The organism is Pseudomonas sp. LBUM1672 (genome assembly GCF_059695655.1).
Genome location: NZ_CP166781.1, coordinates 5,914,611 through 5,932,855, shown reverse-complemented (window position 1 = coordinate 5,932,855; position 18,245 = coordinate 5,914,611). Strand labels below are relative to the sequence as shown.

Here is an 18,245-nt window from a genome sequence, read left to right as displayed (position 1 = left end):
TGGACTGCCGCTTTCGCGAGCAAGCCCGCTCCCACATGGAAATGCATTCTCCTGTGAGAGCGGGCTTGCTCGCGAAGGCGTCGGCCCTGCCAACACTGCAATGACAGATTCACCACGGTAATCGAGAACCCCATGCCTCAACCGCGTCCTTACAAAGTTGCACTCAACGGCTACGGCCGGATTGGTCGTTGCGTCTTGCGTGCGTTGTTTGAGCGAGGCGAAAAGGCCGGGTTTGAAATTGTCGCGATCAACGATCTGGCGGACATGGCCAGCATCGAATACCTGACACGCTTCGACTCCACTCACGGGCGTTTTCCCGGCGAAGTGAAGGTCGACGGCGATTGTCTGCATATTAATGGCGACTGCGTGAAGGTCCTGCGCAGTGCCACCCCTGAAGGCATCGATTGGGCGTCCTTGGGCGTCGATCTGGTGCTGGAGTGCTCCGGCGCTTACCACACGCGTGCCGATGGCCAGCGGTTCCTCGACGCTGGCGCACCGCGTGTGCTGTTTTCCCAGCCGATGGCCAGCGAGGCGGATGTCGACGCGACCATCGTCTACGGCGTGAACCAGGATTGCCTGACCGGTGATGAGCTGCTGGTGTCCAACGCGTCCTGCACCACCAACTGCGGCGTGCCGCTGTTGCGCCTGCTGGATCAGGCCATTGGTCTGGAATACGTGTCGATCACCACCATCCACTCGGCCATGAACGATCAGCCGGTGATCGACGCCTATCATCACGAAGACCTGCGCCGCACGCGTTCGGCGTTCCAGTCGGTGATTCCTGTGTCCACCGGTCTGGCGCGTGGCATCGAACGCCTGCTGCCGGAACTTGCCGGGCGAATTCAGGCCAAAGCCGTGCGAGTGCCGACGGTTAACGTGTCTTGCCTCGACATTACGATGCAGACCGTCAGCGACACCGACGCCACCGAGGTCAACCGGATTCTGCGCGAGGCCGCGACCAGCGGCCCGCTCAAAGGGCTTCTGGCCTACACCGAGTTGCCTCACGCCAGTTGTGATTTCAACCATGACCCACATTCGGCCATCGTCGATGCCAGTCAGACCCGAGTTTCCGGCCCACGGCTGGTGAACATCCTGGCCTGGTTCGACAACGAATGGGGTTTTGCCAACCGAATGCTGGACGTTGCGGAACACTATCTGCAAACAGCAGCCTCTCCAAAACAGTAGGAAATGCGACCCATGACCGTGTTGAAGATGACCGACCTCGATCTGCAAGGTAAGCGCGTACTGATCCGCGAAGACCTCAACGTCCCAGTCAAGGACGGTGTAGTCACCAGCGATGCGCGAATCCTGGCTTCGCTGCCGACCATCAAGCTGGCCCTGGAAAAAGGCGCGGCCGTGATGGTCTGCTCGCACCTTGGCCGTCCGACCGAAGGCGAGTTCTCGGCCGAGAACAGCCTCAAGCCTGTCGCTGATTACCTGAGCAAGGCCCTGGGCCGCGAAGTGCCGCTGGTCGCCGATTACCTGGGCGGCGTCGACGTCAAAGCCGGCGACATCGTGCTGTTCGAAAACGTGCGCTTCAACAAAGGCGAGAAAAAGAACGCTGACGAACTGGCCCAGCAATACGCCGCCCTGTGCGACGTGTTCGTGATGGACGCCTTCGGCACCGCTCACCGCGCCGAGGGTTCGACCCACGGCGTGGCCAAGTTCGCCAAGGTCGCCGCTGCTGGCCCGCTGCTGGCCGCCGAACTGGACGCACTGGGCAAAGCCCTTGGCGCCCCGGCCCAGCCGATGGCTGCGATCGTTGCCGGCTCCAAGGTCTCGACCAAGCTCGACGTACTGAACAGCCTGAGCCAGATTTGCAACCAACTGATCGTCGGCGGCGGCATTGCCAACACCTTCCTGGCCGCAGCCGGTCACCCGGTCGGCAAGTCCCTGTACGAACCGGACCTGCTGGACACCGCGCGCGAAATCGCCGCCAAAGTCAGCGTGCCACTGCCGGTCGACGTTGTGGTTGCCAAGGAATTCGCTGAAAGCGCGACCGCTACCGTCAAGCTGATCGCCGACGTAGCCGCCGACGACATGATCCTGGACATCGGCCCGCAGACCGCGGCGAACTTCGCCGAGCTGCTGAAGTCGTCCAAGACCATCCTGTGGAACGGTCCTGTTGGCGTGTTCGAATTCGACCAGTTCGGTAACGGCACCAAAGTGCTGGCCCAGGCCATCGCGGAAAGCTCGGCGTTCTCGATCGCTGGTGGCGGCGACACCCTGGCGGCCATCGATAAATATGGCGTGGCCGATCAGATCTCCTACATTTCTACCGGTGGCGGCGCGTTCCTCGAATTCGTGGAAGGCAAGGTGTTGCCAGCCGTTGAAGTCCTGGAAAGCCGTGCCAAGGCCTGAGGTCGTTCATTTGACCACGCAAAGGAGTGTTCTCATGGTCAAACCGTTAGCGCTGTTGATCGCTGCGGGTATGCTGGTGGCTTGCGGGAGTAACCCGAAAGCCAAGCCGGACCCTGCGCCGCAATCGGTGGAAAAAGGCTGCTACCAGGCCGACTGGCAGGCGGAAACCAATCCGGTGATCAACAAGCGCTCCGGACCTGATGGCCTGGAGAAATACGAGACCCAGACTCCGGCCAAGGAACATGGTTGCCCTTGACGGGTCTGACACATTACTCAGGGCTGGCGGCGTGCGCCGTCAGTCGAGGAACATGGATGAAAGGTTTTATCGCCGTTATGGCGTTGGCACTGCTGGCAGGTTGCTCGAATTTCAACCTGTTCAAGCCTGCCGAATCGACGGACAACTGGACCACCTGGACCTGCGACAGCCAGGCCAAAGTGCTCTGGCGCTACACCGACGACAGCCGCAAGGAAGTCGACGTGCGCCTCGGCGGGGCCGATCAGGTCTACCGCTTGAAGCTTGAGCCGGGCGCTGAAGGTTCGCTGTACAGCAACGACATGCTGGCGTTTCACGTAAAAGGTGAGGAAGGCCTGGTTTACTGGGTCGCCACCAATGATTTGATTGGCCGCGGTTGTAAAGCGCAGTAATTGAAGGCTTGTGCGAAACCTGTAGGAGCGAAGCTTGCTCGCGAAGACGTCATCACATTCAACACATGTGTTGCCAGTAAAACCGCTTTCGCGAGCAAGCTTCGCTCCTACGGGAACTCGATGGCTTATAGAGATTTTGGCAAGACCGAATTCGCAGCCCGGGCCAACCCCCGATCTGCAATAACTTGAATAGCCGCCGCCGCTCCGGCAGGCTGGCACGATTAACGACCCAAACCGGGAGAGACACACATAATGGCACTTATCAGCATGCGCCAGATGCTGGACCACGCAGCCGAGTTCGGCTACGGCGTTCCAGCCTTCAACGTCAACAACCTTGAGCAGATGCGCGCCATCATGGAAGCCGCTGACAAGACTGACTCCCCGGTGATCGTCCAGGCCTCGGCCGGTGCTCGCAAATACGCCGGCGCACCGTTCCTGCGTCACCTGATCCTGGCGGCAATCGAAGAATTCCCGCACATCCCGGTGTGCATGCACCAGGACCACGGCACCAGCCCTGACGTCTGCCAGCGTTCCATCCAACTGGGCTTCAGCTCGGTAATGATGGACGGTTCCCTGGGCGAAGACGGCAAGACCCCGACCGACTACGACTACAACGTGCGCGTCACCCAACAAACCGTGGCCATGGCTCACGCCTGCGGCGTTTCGGTAGAAGGCGAGCTGGGCTGCCTGGGTTCGCTGGAAACCGGCATGGCCGGTGAAGAAGACGGCATCGGCGCCGAAGGCGTTCTGGATCACAGCCAAATGCTGACCGACCCGGAAGAAGCCGCTGACTTCGTCAAACGCACCCAAGTCGACGCCCTGGCCATCGCCATCGGCACCAGCCACGGCGCGTACAAGTTCACCAAGCCGCCTACCGGCGACGTGCTGGCCATCGACCGCATCAAGGAAATCCACAAACGCATCCCGAACACCCACCTGGTGATGCATGGTTCGTCTTCGGTGCCACAAGACTGGCTGGCGATCATCAACCAGTACGGCGGCGACATCAAAGAAACCTACGGCGTACCGGTTGAAGAAATCGTCGAAGGCATCAAGCACGGCGTGCGTAAGGTCAATATCGATACTGACCTGCGTCTGGCTTCTACTGGTGCGATGCGTCGGTTGATGGCGACTAACCCGAGCGAGTTTGATCCGCGTAAGTTCTTCGGCGCGACTGTGACGGCGATGCGTGATGTTTGTATTGCTCGTTATGAAGCGTTTGGTACGGCGGGTAATGCTTCGAAGATCAAACCGATCTCGTTGGAAGGGATGTATCAGCGGTATTTGAAGGGTGAGTTGAACGCTAAGGTTAATTAAATCTTTAGCGTTTGAGTTGATGGAAAAACCCGCCGAGAGGCGGGTTTTTAATGGAGGTTAAAAACAATTACAGATATTTAGCAGGATCAATAGAGCGCTCTTGATTTTGGTTTTTTTAACTCCATTCATCGTCCAGTTCTTTCTGAGTTTTTGGTCGTGCATCGTCACTTTCTTCTGCAAGCCTACGCTCTGTATTGTAGATTTCTTTATTTATAGCATTTTGTTTGTTTTGGTAGTTTTCTTTGTTTGAACCGTAAGTTTTGGACGCGGTTTCATATGTTACGCGTAGCGCCTCCTCTTCTTGTGGTGTTTTGGCGTAACTGTTCATTAGATATTGGACTCGCTTGTTCTCTACCTCGTGTCCTTCTGCTTCGAGTAACGGTTGTGTAGTGGCTATTAAATTTGCCAAGTCTTGTTTGAGTCGTTTGAGTCGTTTGAGCTCTGGGCTGTTGGATTTAAGATCTTCGTATTTCATAAGAGAGTCCTTTCGCTGTGTAGGATGTAACAGAGGAAAAGAGCAGAGGGGGTAGATTTTTTACCCCTGTTCTTTTTTGTGTTTCGTAGATAAGGCTAGTTGTATCAGATGGCGCCCGTCACCTGTAATAAATGACAGTTTCTCATACCTTTTTGTTATAGGGGTGGTGGTTTTTTAAATAATAAGTAGAAAAGGGGACAGATTTATTATTGTCCTTCTTTTCTGTTTTACTTGTTGCGTTTATGAGGCTAGATGGAAAGGCTGTTTAAAGCACCTGTAAAACCTGACAGTTTTTTATAACTTTTTGTTATGTTTTTGCTAAAAGGAGGACTAGAAAAATGAGCGAAAAGGGGACGGATTTATTTAATCGTCCCCTTTAGTGCCTCTTTTCGATTTGCTTTGCAGGCCGGCCTCGCGTGCGATGCGATATTCGCGTTCCAGTGATTCTTTCTATCTCATCTGTGAATCGAGGGTTGCCCGTCAATTGTCCGCGCTGAAGGGCGCCTCTGATCAATTGCAATTCCGAGGAAGGAATCGTCTGTTCCATAAAAGAGGTGTAACGGGCAAGGCGCTCGGTATGGGTTCTGCCGAACTCGGTGAAGCAAAGATCTTCATCCAGCCAATGATTTTCAGCCGTTTCATTGAGACGCAGGTGCAGGCTCGACCAAGGGTAATCCTGTGCATGCTCAACCATTTGCGCCCTCACCGGATTTAGCTCGATGTATCGAATGCAAGCCAGCAAATAGGTGTCAGTTTGAACCACGCTGGATTTGTAGCGACTTTCCCACAAGGTACCGGAGCGTCCCTCCAGCTTGTTGCGATAGCGCGTCATTCGCCTGCCAGGCCTTTCATCAATTGTCCGAGGCTCGCAGCGGAGTTTCCTGGTGCGAGTAGTAGGTGGACATGATTGGTCATCAAGCAGAAGGCATAAACTTTAACGTCGTAAAGCGCTTTGAGCTCTCGCAGATCTTCGAGGTAACGCTGGTAGTCTCCCGGTTCGGCGAACACAACCTGCTTGTTGTGACCTCGTTGCACGACATGATGCGGATAATTGGGTAACACAACACGTCCCATTCTGGGCATATAGCCTCCTACGTCCTTGTAGTGATGGGTGAAGCATAGCAGCAGGCAATCGATTAAATAATAAATCTGTCCCCTTTGTTCTGCTCAAGTGGTTAGCTGCTAAGTAAGTGCCATTCAAATCTGTCCCCTTTGTTGTACCTTTGTTGTAATGTCTTTTCAGTATTTTTATAAGAAACGATATATTAATCGCCAAAGCGTATAAAAAACTGTCATTTCCTACAGGTGCTGGCAAGTTTGTATCGCTCTATTCTCTAGCGTGTAACAAGAAAAAAGACAAAGGGGCGTTAAACCATATCTGCCCCCTTGTTCCCCTAAAATATGTAATGGAGTACGCAATCATGAGTACAAAGGACTTAAAGAAAGACGGTAAAAAGCCGGCCCCTTACACCATTCCTCCTGAAAAGAATTTTGGTGATGTAGAAAACGGCAAAAAGCCTGCCCCCATGACGATTCCTAAAGAATCTAAATAGTCTGAAAAAAACCCGCGATAAAGCGGGTTTTTTTATTCCCCTGAAAAACTGCTATTCAACTTTAGCCTGATCAAATCCGCGCTGCTCAATTACTCCAAACACATCGGCGATGTCTTGAATCATGATCCGCGCAATATTGGTAACGGTGTTGATATCGTTCTCCGCATAGTCCGGCAGGCTGGAACAAGCAATGAGGTTCAGGTATTTGAGAACTGCATTGAGGCGTTCGCTGACGCAGTTGTGGAGTTCGCGTAGCGGGGCGTCGCTGTCGATGAGCAGGACGGGGTAGTTGGTGGCGAATTGGGACATTGGAGTGAAGCGGCGGGGCGGATTGTTCATTGTCATAAGTAAAGCTCCTCGAATCTAAAGGAAGAGCTACTGCCGTTCGCTGCGAAACGAATTGGGTGGTAGCTGTGTGCGGGTTCGCAGACCGAGGATACGAGGAACCCGGCAGACCCGAAGGTCTCCCACACACAGCCACCATAAAAAAGGAGGACGAGTGCTGAGGCGCCCGTCTTTTCGAGGCGCTAGGTTACTACACGTATCGTTAGGGCTGCGAAACCCTATCGCCAACGGTGTCAGCGACAGGCCAACTCTAGGCAGCAACTCTGGCATCCGCAACTGCCCTGTAGGACGCCTGTCTGGCCTTTTATCTAGGTGGCGTGGTTTTGGTTTACGGCGTCACCGCAATAAAACAGGGCGCTGTGGGGAGTCATCAGAAATTGATGGCAGGATTTTGAGATGCTTCGCCGTCCAGCGGGAGCAAGCTCCTTCGCCACGGTCAGAGGCGTCCTACGAGTTTTTCAGATACTTAGATGATTGGTTTGTAGCAGCTGTCGAGCCTGCGAGGCTGCGTTCGGCTGCGCAGCAGTCGTGAAACCGATCACCGTGTTTTTCAGGAATACGGTGATCGGTGTGTTGCGACCGCTGCGCGGTCGGACGCAGCCTCGCGTTGCTCGGCAGCTGCTACAGGAACTGCGGCGTTCTTCAGAGGGATGGGGCGCGGAGCGTCCCGGGATGCGTTACCACGCGGACGGTTCGACGCCTCGACGTGGAAACGATCGGGGGGTTGGTTTACTTATCGTGATCAATATCCAGCTTGCTGAACGTCACTTTCCCGCCTTCGCTGGTGTACCCGGTGTGGTCTTGCACATAGACCCCGGCCTTGAAATACAGCGGCTTATCGCGCCATGTCGCGCTAATGTCGGTGTCCCACTGATAACCCGCCGCACTGATACCCAGTGCACCGCCCGGGCTCAGGTGGATGAGGTAGGAAAACTCCCGGTCAAGCTTCACCCCGGTGGCGATGGTGATGACCCGACCTTCGTCGTCATCCGGGCGCATGCGTACCTTGGCGACGATGTTGCCCGACTGTGTGCTGGTCTTGTACTGATACTCGAGCTTCACCATGGGTTTCTGGCTTTCATAGGCGTGGATCTGGCCGATGACGATTTTGCCTGTGCTCGGTACCTGGTTGACCGCGAGGGTGGCGCGCAGGGAGTTGTCGGCGTCCGGGTAGAGCCAGTTTTTCAGGGTGCCGTTGCTGTAGGTTTCGCGAAGTTCGGTGCGGGGGTATTTTGCATTTTCAGTTTTGGAGCCGGTGACCGGTGACCAGAAAAACAGGGTGCCGGTGTCGGAGTGGAAGTATTGATCCTTGAAGCCGTTCACCAGTTTTGGCGTGTCGACAGTGTACGGCGGATTGCCGACAGGAACGCTGAGGTTCCAGGTTGCGAGATCGATCATAGACAAAAGCTTCCACGAATTTTTTACTGCACGCGCGTGCCAGAAGCTCTGGCACGCGCCTTGGGGGCAGTCCTTATAAGCGCAGAAGTTCAATTTGTTAATGCGTAAATGACAAACGGATGGCGTCAAAATCCTGTTAAAAGGCCATCTTTCCCGGTTTCAGGGGGCTGTAGAAGCGACCGTTAGTCGGCAAATGTACGTGATGGTTAAATGATGGCGCATTGGCTGCTTCTGCTTTTGCGGATCCCGGTCTAGAGTGAAGGCTCAGTATTTGTCCGGTTTTCACGAGAAACCGGCCTGACGCCCCGAACAAGAGAAGCAGCATGGAATGCGCGCCCCCCACGCCAGCTGAAGGCAACTCGATCCTTTTAATCGTCGATGACTACCCTGAAAATCTGATCAGCATGCGCGCGTTGCTCCAGCGCCAGGATTGGCAGGTCATTACCGCGGCTTCCGGTTTTGAGGCCCTCAGTCTTTTACTCGAACACGATGTCGACCTGGTGCTGCTGGATGTGCAGATGCCGGGCATGGACGGTTTTGAAGTGGCGCGCCTGATGCGCGGCAGCCAGCGAACCCGTCTTACGCCGATTATTTTCCTGACCGCCAACGAACAGTCCCAGGACGCCGTGATCAAGGGCTATGCCAGTGGCGCGGTGGATTACCTGTTCAAGCCGTTCGACCCGCAAATTCTCAAGCCAAAAGTCCAGGCGTTGCTCGAGCATCAGCGCAATCGCCGTGCGTTGCAGCGCCTGAGCCACGATCTGGAGGTCGCGCGCGCGTTTAATGCCTCGGTGCTGGACAATGCCGCCGAAGGCATCCTGGTGGTCGGTGAGGACGGTCTGATCCGCTTTGCCAACCCGGCAATGTCGCGCTTGCTCAATGCAACGGTGAAGGACCTGCAAGACCGGGAGTTTCTGGATTTCCTGCAAAAACCGCATATCCCGGTCTGGGCGGATTCTGATCTTTACACCGGTTACAAACGTGGCGAAACACTGCGCCTGCACGACGCGCTGCTGCGAACGGCACCCGGCCAGCAAGTGCCGGTGGCGCTGTCTTGCGCGCCTTTGCCCAGCGAGCAGCATGCGATGGTGGTGACGGTGCTGGACATGTCGGTGGTGCGCCATCTGCATCAGCAATTGGAATTCCAGGCGGTGACGGATCCGCTGACCGGGCTGCTCAACCGTCGCGGTTTTTACCAGACGGTTGAAAATCTGCTGCTGCGCGGCGAACGGTCCGATAGTGCTTGGGTGCTGTTGTACCTGGACCTCGACGGCTTCAAACGCGTCAACGATTCCCTCGGTCACGATGCCGGCGACCGAGTGCTGCGCTGGGTGTCAGAGCAATTGAAAGCCTGTCTGCGGCCCTTCGACATTCTGGCGCGCATGGGCGGCGACGAGTTCACGGCGCTGCTGGATCTGGAGTTCCCGGAACAAGCGGCGAAGATTGCCGAGAAGCTCATCGAGCGGGTGTCGATCTGTCAGCAGATTGATGGCCTGGATATCGCGTTGGGCGCCAGCATCGGCATCGCCACTTACCCGGATTGCGGTTCAAATCTTGATGGCTTGCTGCGTGCATCGGACATCGCCATGTACGAAGCGAAACGTGCCGGCCGCCAGCAATACCGTTTCTACGACCACGACATGAATGGCCGGGCACGCTCGCGATTGATGCTCGAAGAAAGCGTGCGCGCCGCCATTGAGAACCGTGATTTCAACCTTGTGTATCAGCCGCAGGTGGCCATTGGCAGCGGGCAGATTCGTGGCTTTGAAGCGTTGCTGCGCTGGCAACACCCGAGTGTCGGCGATGTACCGCCGGGGCTGTTTTTGCCATTGCTGGAAGAGGCGCGGCTGATCAGTCGTCTGGGCAGCTGGATTTATCATCGCGGGGCTGGCCAGCGCAAAGCCTGGGAAACCTTGTTCGCCGAGGATCTGGTGTTGGGCGTCAGCTTGAGCAGCACTCAGTTCGGCATGCCCAATCTGGTCACTGAATTGCGCCAGGTGCTGGAGCGTCACGGTTTGCAGCCCCGTCATCTGGAAGTCGAAGTGACGGAAGAAGCGTTGATGCAAAACCCCGAAGAAACCCGCAAGACGTTGCGCCTGCTACGCAATCTCGGGGTGCGGGTGGCGCTGGATGATTTCGGTTCCGGGCCGTGCTCACTGGCGCATCTGCGCGACCTGGAGCTGGACACACTCAAGCTTGATCGGCATCTGATCGCTCGATTGCCGGCGTCCGAACGGGATGCGGCGCTGGTACGCAATGTGATCGATCTGTGCAAGCAATACGGCATGCTGGTGATTGCCGAAGGGGTGGAAACCATTGCGCAATATGAGTGGCTGCAAGCCAATGGTTGCCAGTACGTGCAAGGTTTTCTGGTGGGGCGGCCGATGATGGCCGAAGACGCTGGCGACTTTGTGGAGCCGTTTGACTGGAGCGCGCTGACCGGCTGAATTCGCTACACTGGCGACCTTTTCCGTGATTGTGTTGCCGCCCCTGATGACCGCGTTGAAATACCTCCAGGCCTATCCCGCTGCTTTGCAAGACCAGGTGCGCCAGTTGATCGTCGAAGATCGGCTGGGCGACTACCTGAGCCAGCGCTACCCGGAAAAACACGCAGTGCAGAGTGACAAGGCGCTGTACACCTACGCGCTGGATCTCAAACAGGAATACCTGCGCAATGCGCCGGCCATCGACAAGGTGCTATTCGACAACCGCCTCGACCTGACCCACCGCGCCCTCGGTTTGCACACGACGATCTCGCGGGTGCAGGGCGGCAAGCTCAAGTCCAAGAAAGAAATCCGCGTGGCCTCGTTGTTCAAGGAAGCGCCCTCCGAGTTTCTGAAAATGATCGTTGTGCATGAGCTGGCGCACTTTAAGGAATCGGATCACAACAAGGCGTTCTACAAGCTCTGCGAACACATGTTGCCGGGGTATCACCAGGTGGAGTTTGATCTGCGGGTGTACCTGACGTGGCGGGATATGCAGTAAAGGGAGTGACTGGATGGATGTAAGCAAAACCAAAAGCAGCTTCTATCGCCGGTTGTACGTGGCGTACCTGATCGATAGCGGGTTGGCGAGCAGTGTCCCGGCGCTGACCGAAGTGACCGGCATGCCCCGGCGCACGGCGCAGGATACGATTGCGGCGTTGGCGGACCTGGACATCATTTGCGAGTTCGAGCAGGAAGAGGGGGCGCGCAATCATGCGGGACGCTATCGGATTCGCGAGTGGGGGGCGATTGATCGGGGGTGGATCGAGCGCAATTTGCGGCAGATTAAAGCGGTGTTGGAGTACCCGTAAGATTTGCAGTGTTGGAGATGACGCCATCGCGAGCAGGCTCGCTCCCACATTTGACCGCGGTCCCCTGTGGGAGCGAGCCTGCTCGCGATAGGGCCATTAAGGACGACGCATCCCGATATGCGGAATGTCATCCTCCAGAAACTCCTCGCCCGATACCACAAACCCGTATCGCCCGTAATACCCCTGCAAATGCGATTGCGCCGAGAGATAGATCGGCACTTCAGGCCAGCGCTTTTCGGCTTGCCTCAGCGCCTGGGCCATCAACTCATGCCCAAGCCCGGTGCCACGGGCGCCAGGTGCAATGATCACCCGCCCGATCACCACGTCGCCGCCCTGGGTTTCTGGGTCGAGCAAGCGTAGATAGGCCACCAGCCGATCCCCGTCCCACGCCATCAAATGGCAGGTGTCACCTTCCAGATCCTGGCCATCGACATCCTGGTAAGCGCATTTCTGTTCGACGACGAATACTTCCGCGCGCAACTGGAGAATGGCGTACAGCTGCTCCTTCCCCAGATCGCTGTGGTGTTTGCAGACCCAATCGATTGTCATCTTCACTTTCCTTGAGCAACGTCGTTCCGATACTAAGCGTCCCGGTGATAGATGTCTTTATGGCGGAGAAATCTGTGACAAAGGCCAAAATGCCACCATTCATTTCGCGCGGGGTTGTCTTCTTTGTGTAATCTGCGATGAAGCGCTGTGCAGTGGCTCCAATGAGCTAATGTTGAGTACCTGGCTGGTCGGTACATGAGTCTTGGAGTTTTGGCTGAAAAACACGCCGGGCAACGCGCCCGCTAAGGATTTCTGGCATGCCGCGATTGCATCAAGCTTGTGCTTTGATCGTGCTGCTGTTGCTGACACAGAGCGCGGCAGCAGAAAAGCTGCGTCTGGTCGCGGACGCCTGGCCGCCGTTTACCGACGCCACGCTGGTCAATGGCGGCCTGGCCACGGACATTGTCAGCACCGCGCTGGCCCGGGCCGGTTACGCCAGTGATTTCGAACAAGTGCCTTGGGCGCGAGCGTTGCTCGGGGTGGGCGAGGGCCGGTACGACGTGCTGGTCAACGCCTGGTACACCGATGAACGCACCAAACTGGGCCAGTTCTCCGGCGAATACCTGATCAACCGCGTGCGCTTTCTCAAGCGCAAGGACGCGCCCATCGAGTTCAACAACCTGCAGCAACTGCACACCTATCCGATTGCGGTGGTGCGCGGGTATGCCTATTCATCGGAATTCGACGAAGACGTGTCGCTGCAGAAAGTCCCTGTGCATAACTTCGCCATGGCCGTGCGCATGGTCGCGGCGGATAGGGTCAAGTTGACGCTTGAAGATGAATACGTCGCCCGTTATTACCTGGCTCGGGAATCATCCAAGGTGCGCAATTCAGTGGAGTTCCTGCCCAAACCGCTGAGCGAGAACAGCCTGCACATATTGGTCAGCCTGAAGAATCCGCAGCATGAACAGATCGTCGCCAGTTTCGACCGTGAGATTGCGGAGATGAAGGCTGATGGGAGTTATGAGCGGTTGATGAAGCAGCATGGGATGTAGAGCCAAAGATTTGTGGTGCGGCTGATGGCCCCTTCGCGAGCAAGCCCGCTCCCACAAGGGAACGCATTCCAAATGTGGGAGCGGGCTTGCCCGCGAAGAGGCCCGCCCAGTCACCACAGATCTCAGGCTTCGCTGGTGTCCTTGATCAGATGCGCCGCCAACGTGCGCAACGGCCCCAACTGCCGGCAAATCAACGCCAGTTGCGTCTGCACCAGCCGCTGCCCTTCATCGATCTCATCCGGCATTTGCTCAAGCGTATTGGCCAGCGCCTCTTCCGCATCGCTCTGAATCGCAATCGGCTGTTTGCTCGCCAGCCCTTGGGCGATCTCGTCGATGCTGGCCGCCAGGCTCACGCCCGCGCCGTCGATCAATTGTTCGCGCACATCCGCCGGCAACTGGGTTTCACGGTGCGCACCCAAGCCCGACAAGTAGCTGAGCAAGGTGTGCGACAACACCAGGAAACGAAACCCGACATCCGCTTCCTTACGGAAATGCCCCGGTTCCATGAGCATGTTGGCCAGCGTCGTCGACAGTGCCGCGTCAGCGTTGTGCGCGTTGCGTCGGGCCAGGCGATAGGCCAGGTCGTCGCTTTTGCCGGCGGCGTATTGCTGCATGATCTGGCGCAGGTAAATGCTGTTGCAGGTCAGAGTGTTGGCCAGCACTTTGTTCAGGCGTCGGCCCTGCCAGTCCGGCAGGAACAGGAACACCGCCAGCCCGGCGATCAGGCTGCCGAGCAAGGTATCGAACAGCCGCGGGAGGAACAGTCCGTAGCCGTCGCCCACCTGGTTGAAGCAGAACAGCACCATTAGGGTGATCGCGGCCGTGGCCAGGGTGTAGCGGGTGGTGCGGTTGATAAAGAACACCACCCCGGCAGCAATCGCGAAGCACGACTGGACCAGCGGATTGGGGAACAGGTCGAACAACGCCCACGCCACCGTCAGACCAATTGCGGTGCCAATGATCCGCTGGCCGAGTTTGCGCCGAGTGGCGCCGTAGTTCGGCTGGCAGACGAAGAGCGTGGTGAGGATGATCCAGTAACCCTGCGACGGGTGAATCAAATGCACCATGCCGTAACCGATGCTCAGCGCCAGGGGCAGGCGCAGTGCATGACGGAACAGCAGCGAGGTCGGCGTCAGCTGCGTGCGCAAGCGAATCCACACATCCTTGAGGTTGCGCGGCGAGCGGTCGAGCAGGCTGCTGTCGGTGGCGTCGGCGAGGGCGTCGGGGTTGCTGGCGTCACTGAGCAAGCGGTCGAGAGTGCCGAGGTTGGCGGCCAAGGCCCGCAATGAACGCAGCAGACCGCGCCAGGCCGGATTGCTCTGGATGCGCAGGTGCTCGATGGAAGCGTGCAGGTCGCTTAACGCTTCGGCGAAGCTGGCGTCGTAGATGAATGGCTGGCGCATCTGGATCGATTCCGCCAGCGCCCGGCAGGCTTTGCCTTGCTGGCGCAGCAGGCGCTGACAGCGGAACAGCACGTCGCTGTGGAAGAACGCCTCGGCCAGCGCGTTGTAAGGGTAGTGCGAAGAGCTGGCGCGCTCGTGGATGTCCTGGGCGAGGAAATACAGCTTGAGGTAGCGGCTGACCTTCGAGCCCGGCCGACCATTGCCGACCCGGTGCAGGATGATTTCCTTGGCCGCATTGAGTGCTGCCACCACCCGGCCGTTTTGCTGGGCCAGCTCCAGTCGGCGCGCTTCTACATCCATCTGCCGAATCGGCTCGAACAGCGACGCTTTGAGTTTCAGGTAATAACCCAACTCACGGAACAACCGCGCCAGGCTCTGCTGCACCGGCTGGTTGGAAAACATCGCCTGCCACAGCACCGAGAGCAAGCCGTACCAGGCCGCACCGGCCACCAGCAGCACCGGTTCGTGCCAGAAATCGGTGACCGCGCCGCCACGCTGGTCGACGCCGATCATGGTGTAAACCGACAGAATCAACGTCGCCGAGGCAATCGCGCCATAGCGCTCGCCGAGGGCGCCGAGCATGGTCAGGCAGAATGCGGCGAGGGCGAAGGCGATGATGAAAAAGATGGGATAAGGGAACAGTAGCTCGACCGATAACGCGGCGACCAGAAAACACACCAGCGTCACGGCCAGCGCGTTGAGGCGGCCCTGCCAACTGTCGTCGGTCTCGGCCAGGGCGCTGGCGATGATCCCCAGGAACAACGGGATCAACAGCCCCATTTCATCCTGATACCAACAGACGGCCATGCTGCCGGTCAGGGCGATGAATACCCGCACGCTGTAGCTGAATTTATCCAGCGCCCAGAGACGGCGCAGAGACTGACGAAATGAGGTCGATGACATGAAGTGCGAAGGCCTTCCGAGGCAATGCCGCTAAATTGAGCCAGTAATGACGCCGACGCAATGGCGCCGATCACATCTGACAGCAAAATCTGTTCCTTCCTGGTGGAGGTGTCAGGTCTGAATTGACCCTGTGGCGAGGGGATTTATCCCCGTCGGGCTGCGAAGCGGCCCCAAATCGGCAAACGCGTTACGTCAGGTAGACCTTGCTTGCAGATTTACGACTGCTTCGCAGCCGAACGGGGATAAATCCCCTCGCCACAAAAGCCCAATACCATATTGATGCGGGTCAGACAAATTGCGCGGCGGCGTAACCCGAGGCCCAGGCCCACTGGAAGTTGAAGCCGCCCAGGTGGCCGGTGACATCGAGCACTTCGCCAATGAAGTACAGGCCCGGGCTTTTCAACGACTCCATGGTCTTGGACGACACTTCATGAGTATCGACGCCACCCAAGGTCACTTCGGCAGTGCGATAGCCTTCAGTGCCGGCCGGCACCACTTTCCAGCTCGCCAGTTTTTCGGCGATGTCGGCGATTTCCGCGTGGGTGTACTGCTTCATCGGCTTGGAAACGAACCAGTTGTCCGCCAGCAGGTTGGCCATCTTCTTGGTGAAGATTTCACCGAGCAGGGTTTTCAACTCGCTGTTCGGGCGTTCTGCTTGCTGTTGTTGCAGCCAGGTCGGCACGTCGTGGTCGGGCATCAGGTTGATCTCAACCGTATCGCCGGATTCCCAGAACGAGGAAATTTGCAAAATCGCCGGACCGCTGAGGCCGCGGTGGGTGAACAGGATGTTCTCGCGAAAGCTCTGATCGTTGCAGCTCACCAGGCAATCCACCGAGGTGCCGGACAGCTCGGTGCACAGTTCCTTGAGCTGATCGGTGATGGTGAACGGCACCAGGCCGGCGCGGGTTGGCAGCAAGTCGTGGCCGAATTGCTTGGCCACTTGATAACCGAAACCGGTGGCGCCCAGGGTCGGAATCGACAGACCTCCGGTGGCGATCACCAAGGATTCACAGGTGATCTGGCCCAGCGTGGTGTCCAGCAAGTAACCGCTTTCGAGCTTCTCGATGGTCTGGATCGACGTGTCCAGGTGCAGGCTCACACCGACCTGATCGCACTCATTGAGCAGCATTTCGAGGATGTCGCTGGATTTGTTATCGCAGAACAACTGGCCGAGTTTCTTCTCGTGGTACGGCACGCCATGCTTGGCGACCATGCCGATGAAATCCCACTGGGTGTAGCGCGCCAGTGCGGATTTGCAGAAGTGTTCGTTCTGCGAGAGAAAATTGCCAGGTTCGGTGTACATGTTGGTGAAATTGCAGCGGCCACCGCCCGACATCAGGATTTTCTTGCCGGCCTTGTTCGCATGGTCGAGCAACATCACCTTGCGCCCACGCCCGGCGGCGGTCAGTGCGCACATCAACCCTGCGGCGCCAGCGCCAATGATCACGACTTCGGTAGAGCGCAAAACGATGTCCTCACACAAATCTCAGGGTTTACCCCGATCCCTGTAGGAGCGAGGCTTGCCCGCGAAGAACGATAACGCGGTGAATCAGATACACCGAGTGTTCGTTCTTCGCGGGCAAGCCTCGCTCCTACAGGGGGGGCGCGGCGTTCTTAGAGGATGCGAACGCGCAGCGAACGGCCTTTGATCTTGCCGTCGTTCAGGCGCTGCAAGGCTTGCTTGGCGATCCCGCGTTCCACGGCCACATAGGCCTGGAAGTCGAAAATCGCGATCTTGCCGACCTGAGCGCCCGGAATACCGGCATCGCCCGTCAGTGCGCCAAGAATGTCGCCCGGACGAACCTTGTCTTTACGGCCAGCGCCAATGACCAGCGTGCTCATCACCGGCAGCAGCGGTGCGCCGCCCTGGGATTTGAGGTTGTCCAGCTGATCCCAGCTCAACGGCGACTTCTGCAATTGCTCGATGGCTTGGGCGCGGTGCGCTTCGGACGGCGCGACCAGGCTGATCGCGATGCCTTTCTCGCCAGCGCGACCGGTACGGCCGACACGGTGAATGTGGATTTCCGAGTCACGGGCCAGTTCGACGTTGATCACCATGTCCAGCGCATCGATGTCCAGGCCGCGAGCGGCGACGTCGGTAGCGACGAGTACCGAAGTGCTGCGGTTGGCGAACATGGCGAGCACCTGGTCACGGTCACGCTGCTCCAGATCGCCGTGCAGGCCGACGGCGGAGATGCCTTTGGAGGTCAGATGATCAACGGTTTCCTGAACCTGCTGCTTGGTAAAGCAGAAGGCGACACAGGACGCCGGACGATGATGCGCGAGGACTTTGACCACGGCGTCCATGCGCTCTTCCGGGGAAATCTCGTAGAAACGCTGTTCGATCTGCGTGTCGTCGTGGAACGCTTCGGCTTTCACGATCTGCGGGTTACGCATGAACTTCGCCGCCAATTGCTTGATGCCCGTCGGGTAGGTGGCGGAGAACAGCAGGGTCTGACGACGTTCAGGGCTCTGGGCGATGATTTCTTCGATGGAATCGTAGAAGCCCATGTCGAGCATGCGGTCGGCTTCATCGAGGATCAGGGTATTGAGGCCATGGAGAATCAACGAGCCCTTGCGCAGGTGCTGCTGAATGCGGCCCGGGGTGCCGACGATGATGTGCGCGCCGTGCTCCAGCGAGCCGATCTGCGGGCCGAAAGCCACGCCGCCGCACAGGGTCAGGACCTTGATGTTGTCTTCGGCGCGGGCCAGGCGACGGATTTCCTTGGCAACCTGGTCGGCCAGTTCGCGCGTCGGGCAAATGACCAGCGCCTGGCAACCGAAGAAGCGCGGATTGATCGGGTTCAACAGGCCGACACCGAAGGCGGCAGTCTTGCCGCTACCGGTCTTGGCTTGGGCGATCAGGTCCATCCCCTTGAGGATCACCGGCAAGCTTTGCGCCTGGATCGGCGTCATCTCGGCATAACCCAAAGAGTCGAGGTTAGCCAGCATGGCGGCGGACAGCGGCAAAGTATTAAAAGCGGTGGCGATGGTGGTCACGGGACT

General features: G+C 57.7%; 17 protein-coding genes and 1 pseudogene. 10 read left to right on the top strand and 8 right to left on the bottom strand.

The window, feature by feature from the left end; all coding sequences use genetic code 11:
• Positions 1-132: 132 nt before the first annotated feature.
• The 5 genes from epd (at position 133) to fba (ending at position 4,323) form a co-directional block, all read left to right on the top strand.
• Entirely contained in the window at positions 133-1,185 is a 1,053-nt protein-coding gene (gene epd, locus ACA053_RS27160; RefSeq protein WP_109635511.1) for an erythrose-4-phosphate dehydrogenase, read from the top strand.
• Positions 1,186-1,197: 12 nt separating this feature from the next.
• The gene (locus tag ACA053_RS27155; protein WP_150633739.1) at positions 1,198-2,361 is read left to right on the top strand and encodes a phosphoglycerate kinase; all 1,164 of its coding nucleotides are present in this window, start codon (positions 1,198-1,200) and stop codon (positions 2,359-2,361) included.
• Positions 2,362-2,395: 34 nt separating this feature from the next.
• Entirely contained in the window at positions 2,396-2,617 is a 222-nt protein-coding gene (locus ACA053_RS27150; RefSeq protein WP_411960199.1) for a hypothetical protein, read from the top strand.
• Between the two features lie 56 nt (positions 2,618-2,673).
• On the top strand, positions 2,674-3,006 hold the full coding sequence (locus ACA053_RS27145; RefSeq protein WP_131060609.1) for an MliC family protein: 333 nt from the start codon (positions 2,674-2,676) through the stop codon (positions 3,004-3,006).
• Between the two features lie 252 nt (positions 3,007-3,258).
• Entirely contained in the window at positions 3,259-4,323 is a 1,065-nt protein-coding gene (gene fba, locus ACA053_RS27140) for a class II fructose-bisphosphate aldolase (RefSeq protein WP_109635505.1), read from the top strand.
• A 115-nt stretch (positions 4,324-4,438) separates the two neighbouring features.
• On the opposite strand, the gene ACA053_RS27135 is transcribed toward fba, so the two are convergent.
• Positions 4,439-4,798, bottom strand: coding sequence for a hypothetical protein (locus tag ACA053_RS27135; protein ID WP_497394086.1), 360 nt, complete (start codon positions 4,796-4,798; stop codon positions 4,439-4,441).
• A 376-nt stretch (positions 4,799-5,174) separates the two neighbouring features.
• Positions 5,175-5,881, bottom strand: a pseudogene (locus tag ACA053_RS27130) (transposase).
• 338 nt (positions 5,882-6,219) lie between these two features.
• Here ACA053_RS27130 and ACA053_RS27125 point away from each other — a divergent pair.
• Positions 6,220-6,351: a hypothetical protein gene (locus tag ACA053_RS27125; protein ID WP_497394085.1), complete on the top strand. Its 132-nt coding sequence runs from the start codon at positions 6,220-6,222 to the stop codon at positions 6,349-6,351.
• A gap of 51 nt (positions 6,352-6,402) precedes the next feature.
• On the opposite strand, the gene ACA053_RS27120 is transcribed toward ACA053_RS27125, so the two are convergent.
• Positions 6,403-6,696 carry a fructose-bisphosphate aldolase gene (locus ACA053_RS27120; RefSeq protein ID WP_497394084.1) on the bottom strand — a complete coding sequence of 98 codons (294 nt, stop codon included), beginning with the start codon at positions 6,694-6,696 and terminating at the stop codon, positions 6,403-6,405.
• Positions 6,697-7,425: 729 nt separating this feature from the next.
• Positions 7,426-8,094, bottom strand: a complete 669-nt coding sequence (locus ACA053_RS27115) for a polysaccharide lyase family 7 protein (RefSeq protein WP_497314201.1) — start codon at positions 8,092-8,094, stop codon at positions 7,426-7,428.
• Positions 8,095-8,417: 323 nt separating this feature from the next.
• Between ACA053_RS27115 and ACA053_RS27110 the strand changes: the two genes are divergently transcribed.
• The 3 genes from ACA053_RS27110 to ACA053_RS27100 are packed head-to-tail and all read left to right on the top strand — an operon-like array spanning position 8,418 to position 11,389.
• Positions 8,418-10,541, top strand: a complete 2,124-nt coding sequence (locus tag ACA053_RS27110) for a putative bifunctional diguanylate cyclase/phosphodiesterase (protein ID WP_109635495.1) — start codon at positions 8,418-8,420, stop codon at positions 10,539-10,541.
• A 46-nt stretch (positions 10,542-10,587) separates the two neighbouring features.
• Positions 10,588-11,079 carry a M48 metallopeptidase family protein gene (locus ACA053_RS27105; RefSeq protein WP_109636241.1) on the top strand — a complete coding sequence of 164 codons (492 nt, stop codon included), beginning with the start codon at positions 10,588-10,590 and terminating at the stop codon, positions 11,077-11,079.
• Positions 11,080-11,092: 13 nt separating this feature from the next.
• On the top strand, positions 11,093-11,389 hold the full coding sequence (locus ACA053_RS27100; RefSeq protein WP_090178776.1) for a winged helix-turn-helix domain-containing protein: 297 nt from the start codon (positions 11,093-11,095) through the stop codon (positions 11,387-11,389).
• 96 nt (positions 11,390-11,485) lie between these two features.
• Here the strand turns inward: ACA053_RS27100 and ACA053_RS27095 are convergent, their stop codons facing one another.
• On the bottom strand, positions 11,486-11,938 hold the full coding sequence (locus tag ACA053_RS27095) for a GNAT family N-acetyltransferase (RefSeq protein ID WP_497314199.1): 453 nt from the start codon (positions 11,936-11,938) through the stop codon (positions 11,486-11,488).
• A 257-nt stretch (positions 11,939-12,195) separates the two neighbouring features.
• Between ACA053_RS27095 and ACA053_RS27090 the strand changes: the two genes are divergently transcribed.
• Complete coding sequence (locus ACA053_RS27090; RefSeq protein ID WP_109635492.1) at positions 12,196-12,933, top strand: substrate-binding periplasmic protein; 738 nt, start codon at positions 12,196-12,198, stop codon at positions 12,931-12,933.
• A 122-nt stretch (positions 12,934-13,055) separates the two neighbouring features.
• Here ACA053_RS27090 and yccS read toward each other — a convergent pair whose 3' ends face one another.
• From yccS to dbpA, 3 genes are all read right to left on the bottom strand, one after another.
• Entirely contained in the window at positions 13,056-15,239 is a 2,184-nt protein-coding gene (gene yccS / locus ACA053_RS27085) for a YccS family putative transporter (RefSeq protein WP_497394083.1), read from the bottom strand.
• Positions 15,240-15,525: 286 nt separating this feature from the next.
• Positions 15,526-16,704 (bottom strand): BaiN/RdsA family NAD(P)/FAD-dependent oxidoreductase, encoded by a 1,179-nt coding sequence (locus tag ACA053_RS27080; protein WP_497394082.1) that lies wholly within the window; start codon positions 16,702-16,704, stop codon positions 15,526-15,528.
• A gap of 149 nt (positions 16,705-16,853) precedes the next feature.
• Entirely contained in the window at positions 16,854-18,191 is a 1,338-nt protein-coding gene (gene dbpA / locus ACA053_RS27075; RefSeq protein ID WP_497318362.1) for an ATP-dependent RNA helicase DbpA, read from the bottom strand.
• Positions 18,192-18,245: the final 54 nt, after the last annotated feature.

Coding starts and splice junctions, on each gene's coding strand:
- epd (WP_109635511.1), top strand. CDS start 133: ATGCCTCAACCGCGTCCTTACAAAGTTGCACTCAACGGCTACGGCCGG.
- ACA053_RS27155 (WP_150633739.1), top strand. CDS start 1,198: ATGACCGTGTTGAAGATGACCGACCTCGATCTGCAAGGTAAGCGCGTA.
- ACA053_RS27150 (WP_411960199.1), top strand. CDS start 2,396: ATGGTCAAACCGTTAGCGCTGTTGATCGCTGCGGGTATGCTGGTGGCT.
- ACA053_RS27145 (WP_131060609.1), top strand. CDS start 2,674: ATGAAAGGTTTTATCGCCGTTATGGCGTTGGCACTGCTGGCAGGTTGC.
- fba (WP_109635505.1), top strand. CDS start 3,259: ATGGCACTTATCAGCATGCGCCAGATGCTGGACCACGCAGCCGAGTTC.
- ACA053_RS27135 (WP_497394086.1), bottom strand. CDS start 4,798: ATGAAATACGAAGATCTTAAATCCAACAGCCCAGAGCTCAAACGACTC.
- ACA053_RS27125 (WP_497394085.1), top strand. CDS start 6,220: ATGAGTACAAAGGACTTAAAGAAAGACGGTAAAAAGCCGGCCCCTTAC.
- ACA053_RS27120 (WP_497394084.1), bottom strand. CDS start 6,696: ATGACAATGAACAATCCGCCCCGCCGCTTCACTCCAATGTCCCAATTC.
- ACA053_RS27115 (WP_497314201.1), bottom strand. CDS start 8,094: ATGATCGATCTCGCAACCTGGAACCTCAGCGTTCCTGTCGGCAATCCG.
- ACA053_RS27110 (WP_109635495.1), top strand. CDS start 8,418: ATGGAATGCGCGCCCCCCACGCCAGCTGAAGGCAACTCGATCCTTTTA.
- ACA053_RS27105 (WP_109636241.1), top strand. CDS start 10,588: ATGACCGCGTTGAAATACCTCCAGGCCTATCCCGCTGCTTTGCAAGAC.
- ACA053_RS27100 (WP_090178776.1), top strand. CDS start 11,093: ATGGATGTAAGCAAAACCAAAAGCAGCTTCTATCGCCGGTTGTACGTG.
- ACA053_RS27095 (WP_497314199.1), bottom strand. CDS start 11,938: ATGACAATCGATTGGGTCTGCAAACACCACAGCGATCTGGGGAAGGAG.
- ACA053_RS27090 (WP_109635492.1), top strand. CDS start 12,196: ATGCCGCGATTGCATCAAGCTTGTGCTTTGATCGTGCTGCTGTTGCTG.
- yccS (WP_497394083.1), bottom strand. CDS start 15,239: ATGTCATCGACCTCATTTCGTCAGTCTCTGCGCCGTCTCTGGGCGCTG.
- dbpA (WP_497318362.1), bottom strand. CDS start 18,191: ATGCTGGCTAACCTCGACTCTTTGGGTTATGCCGAGATGACGCCGATC.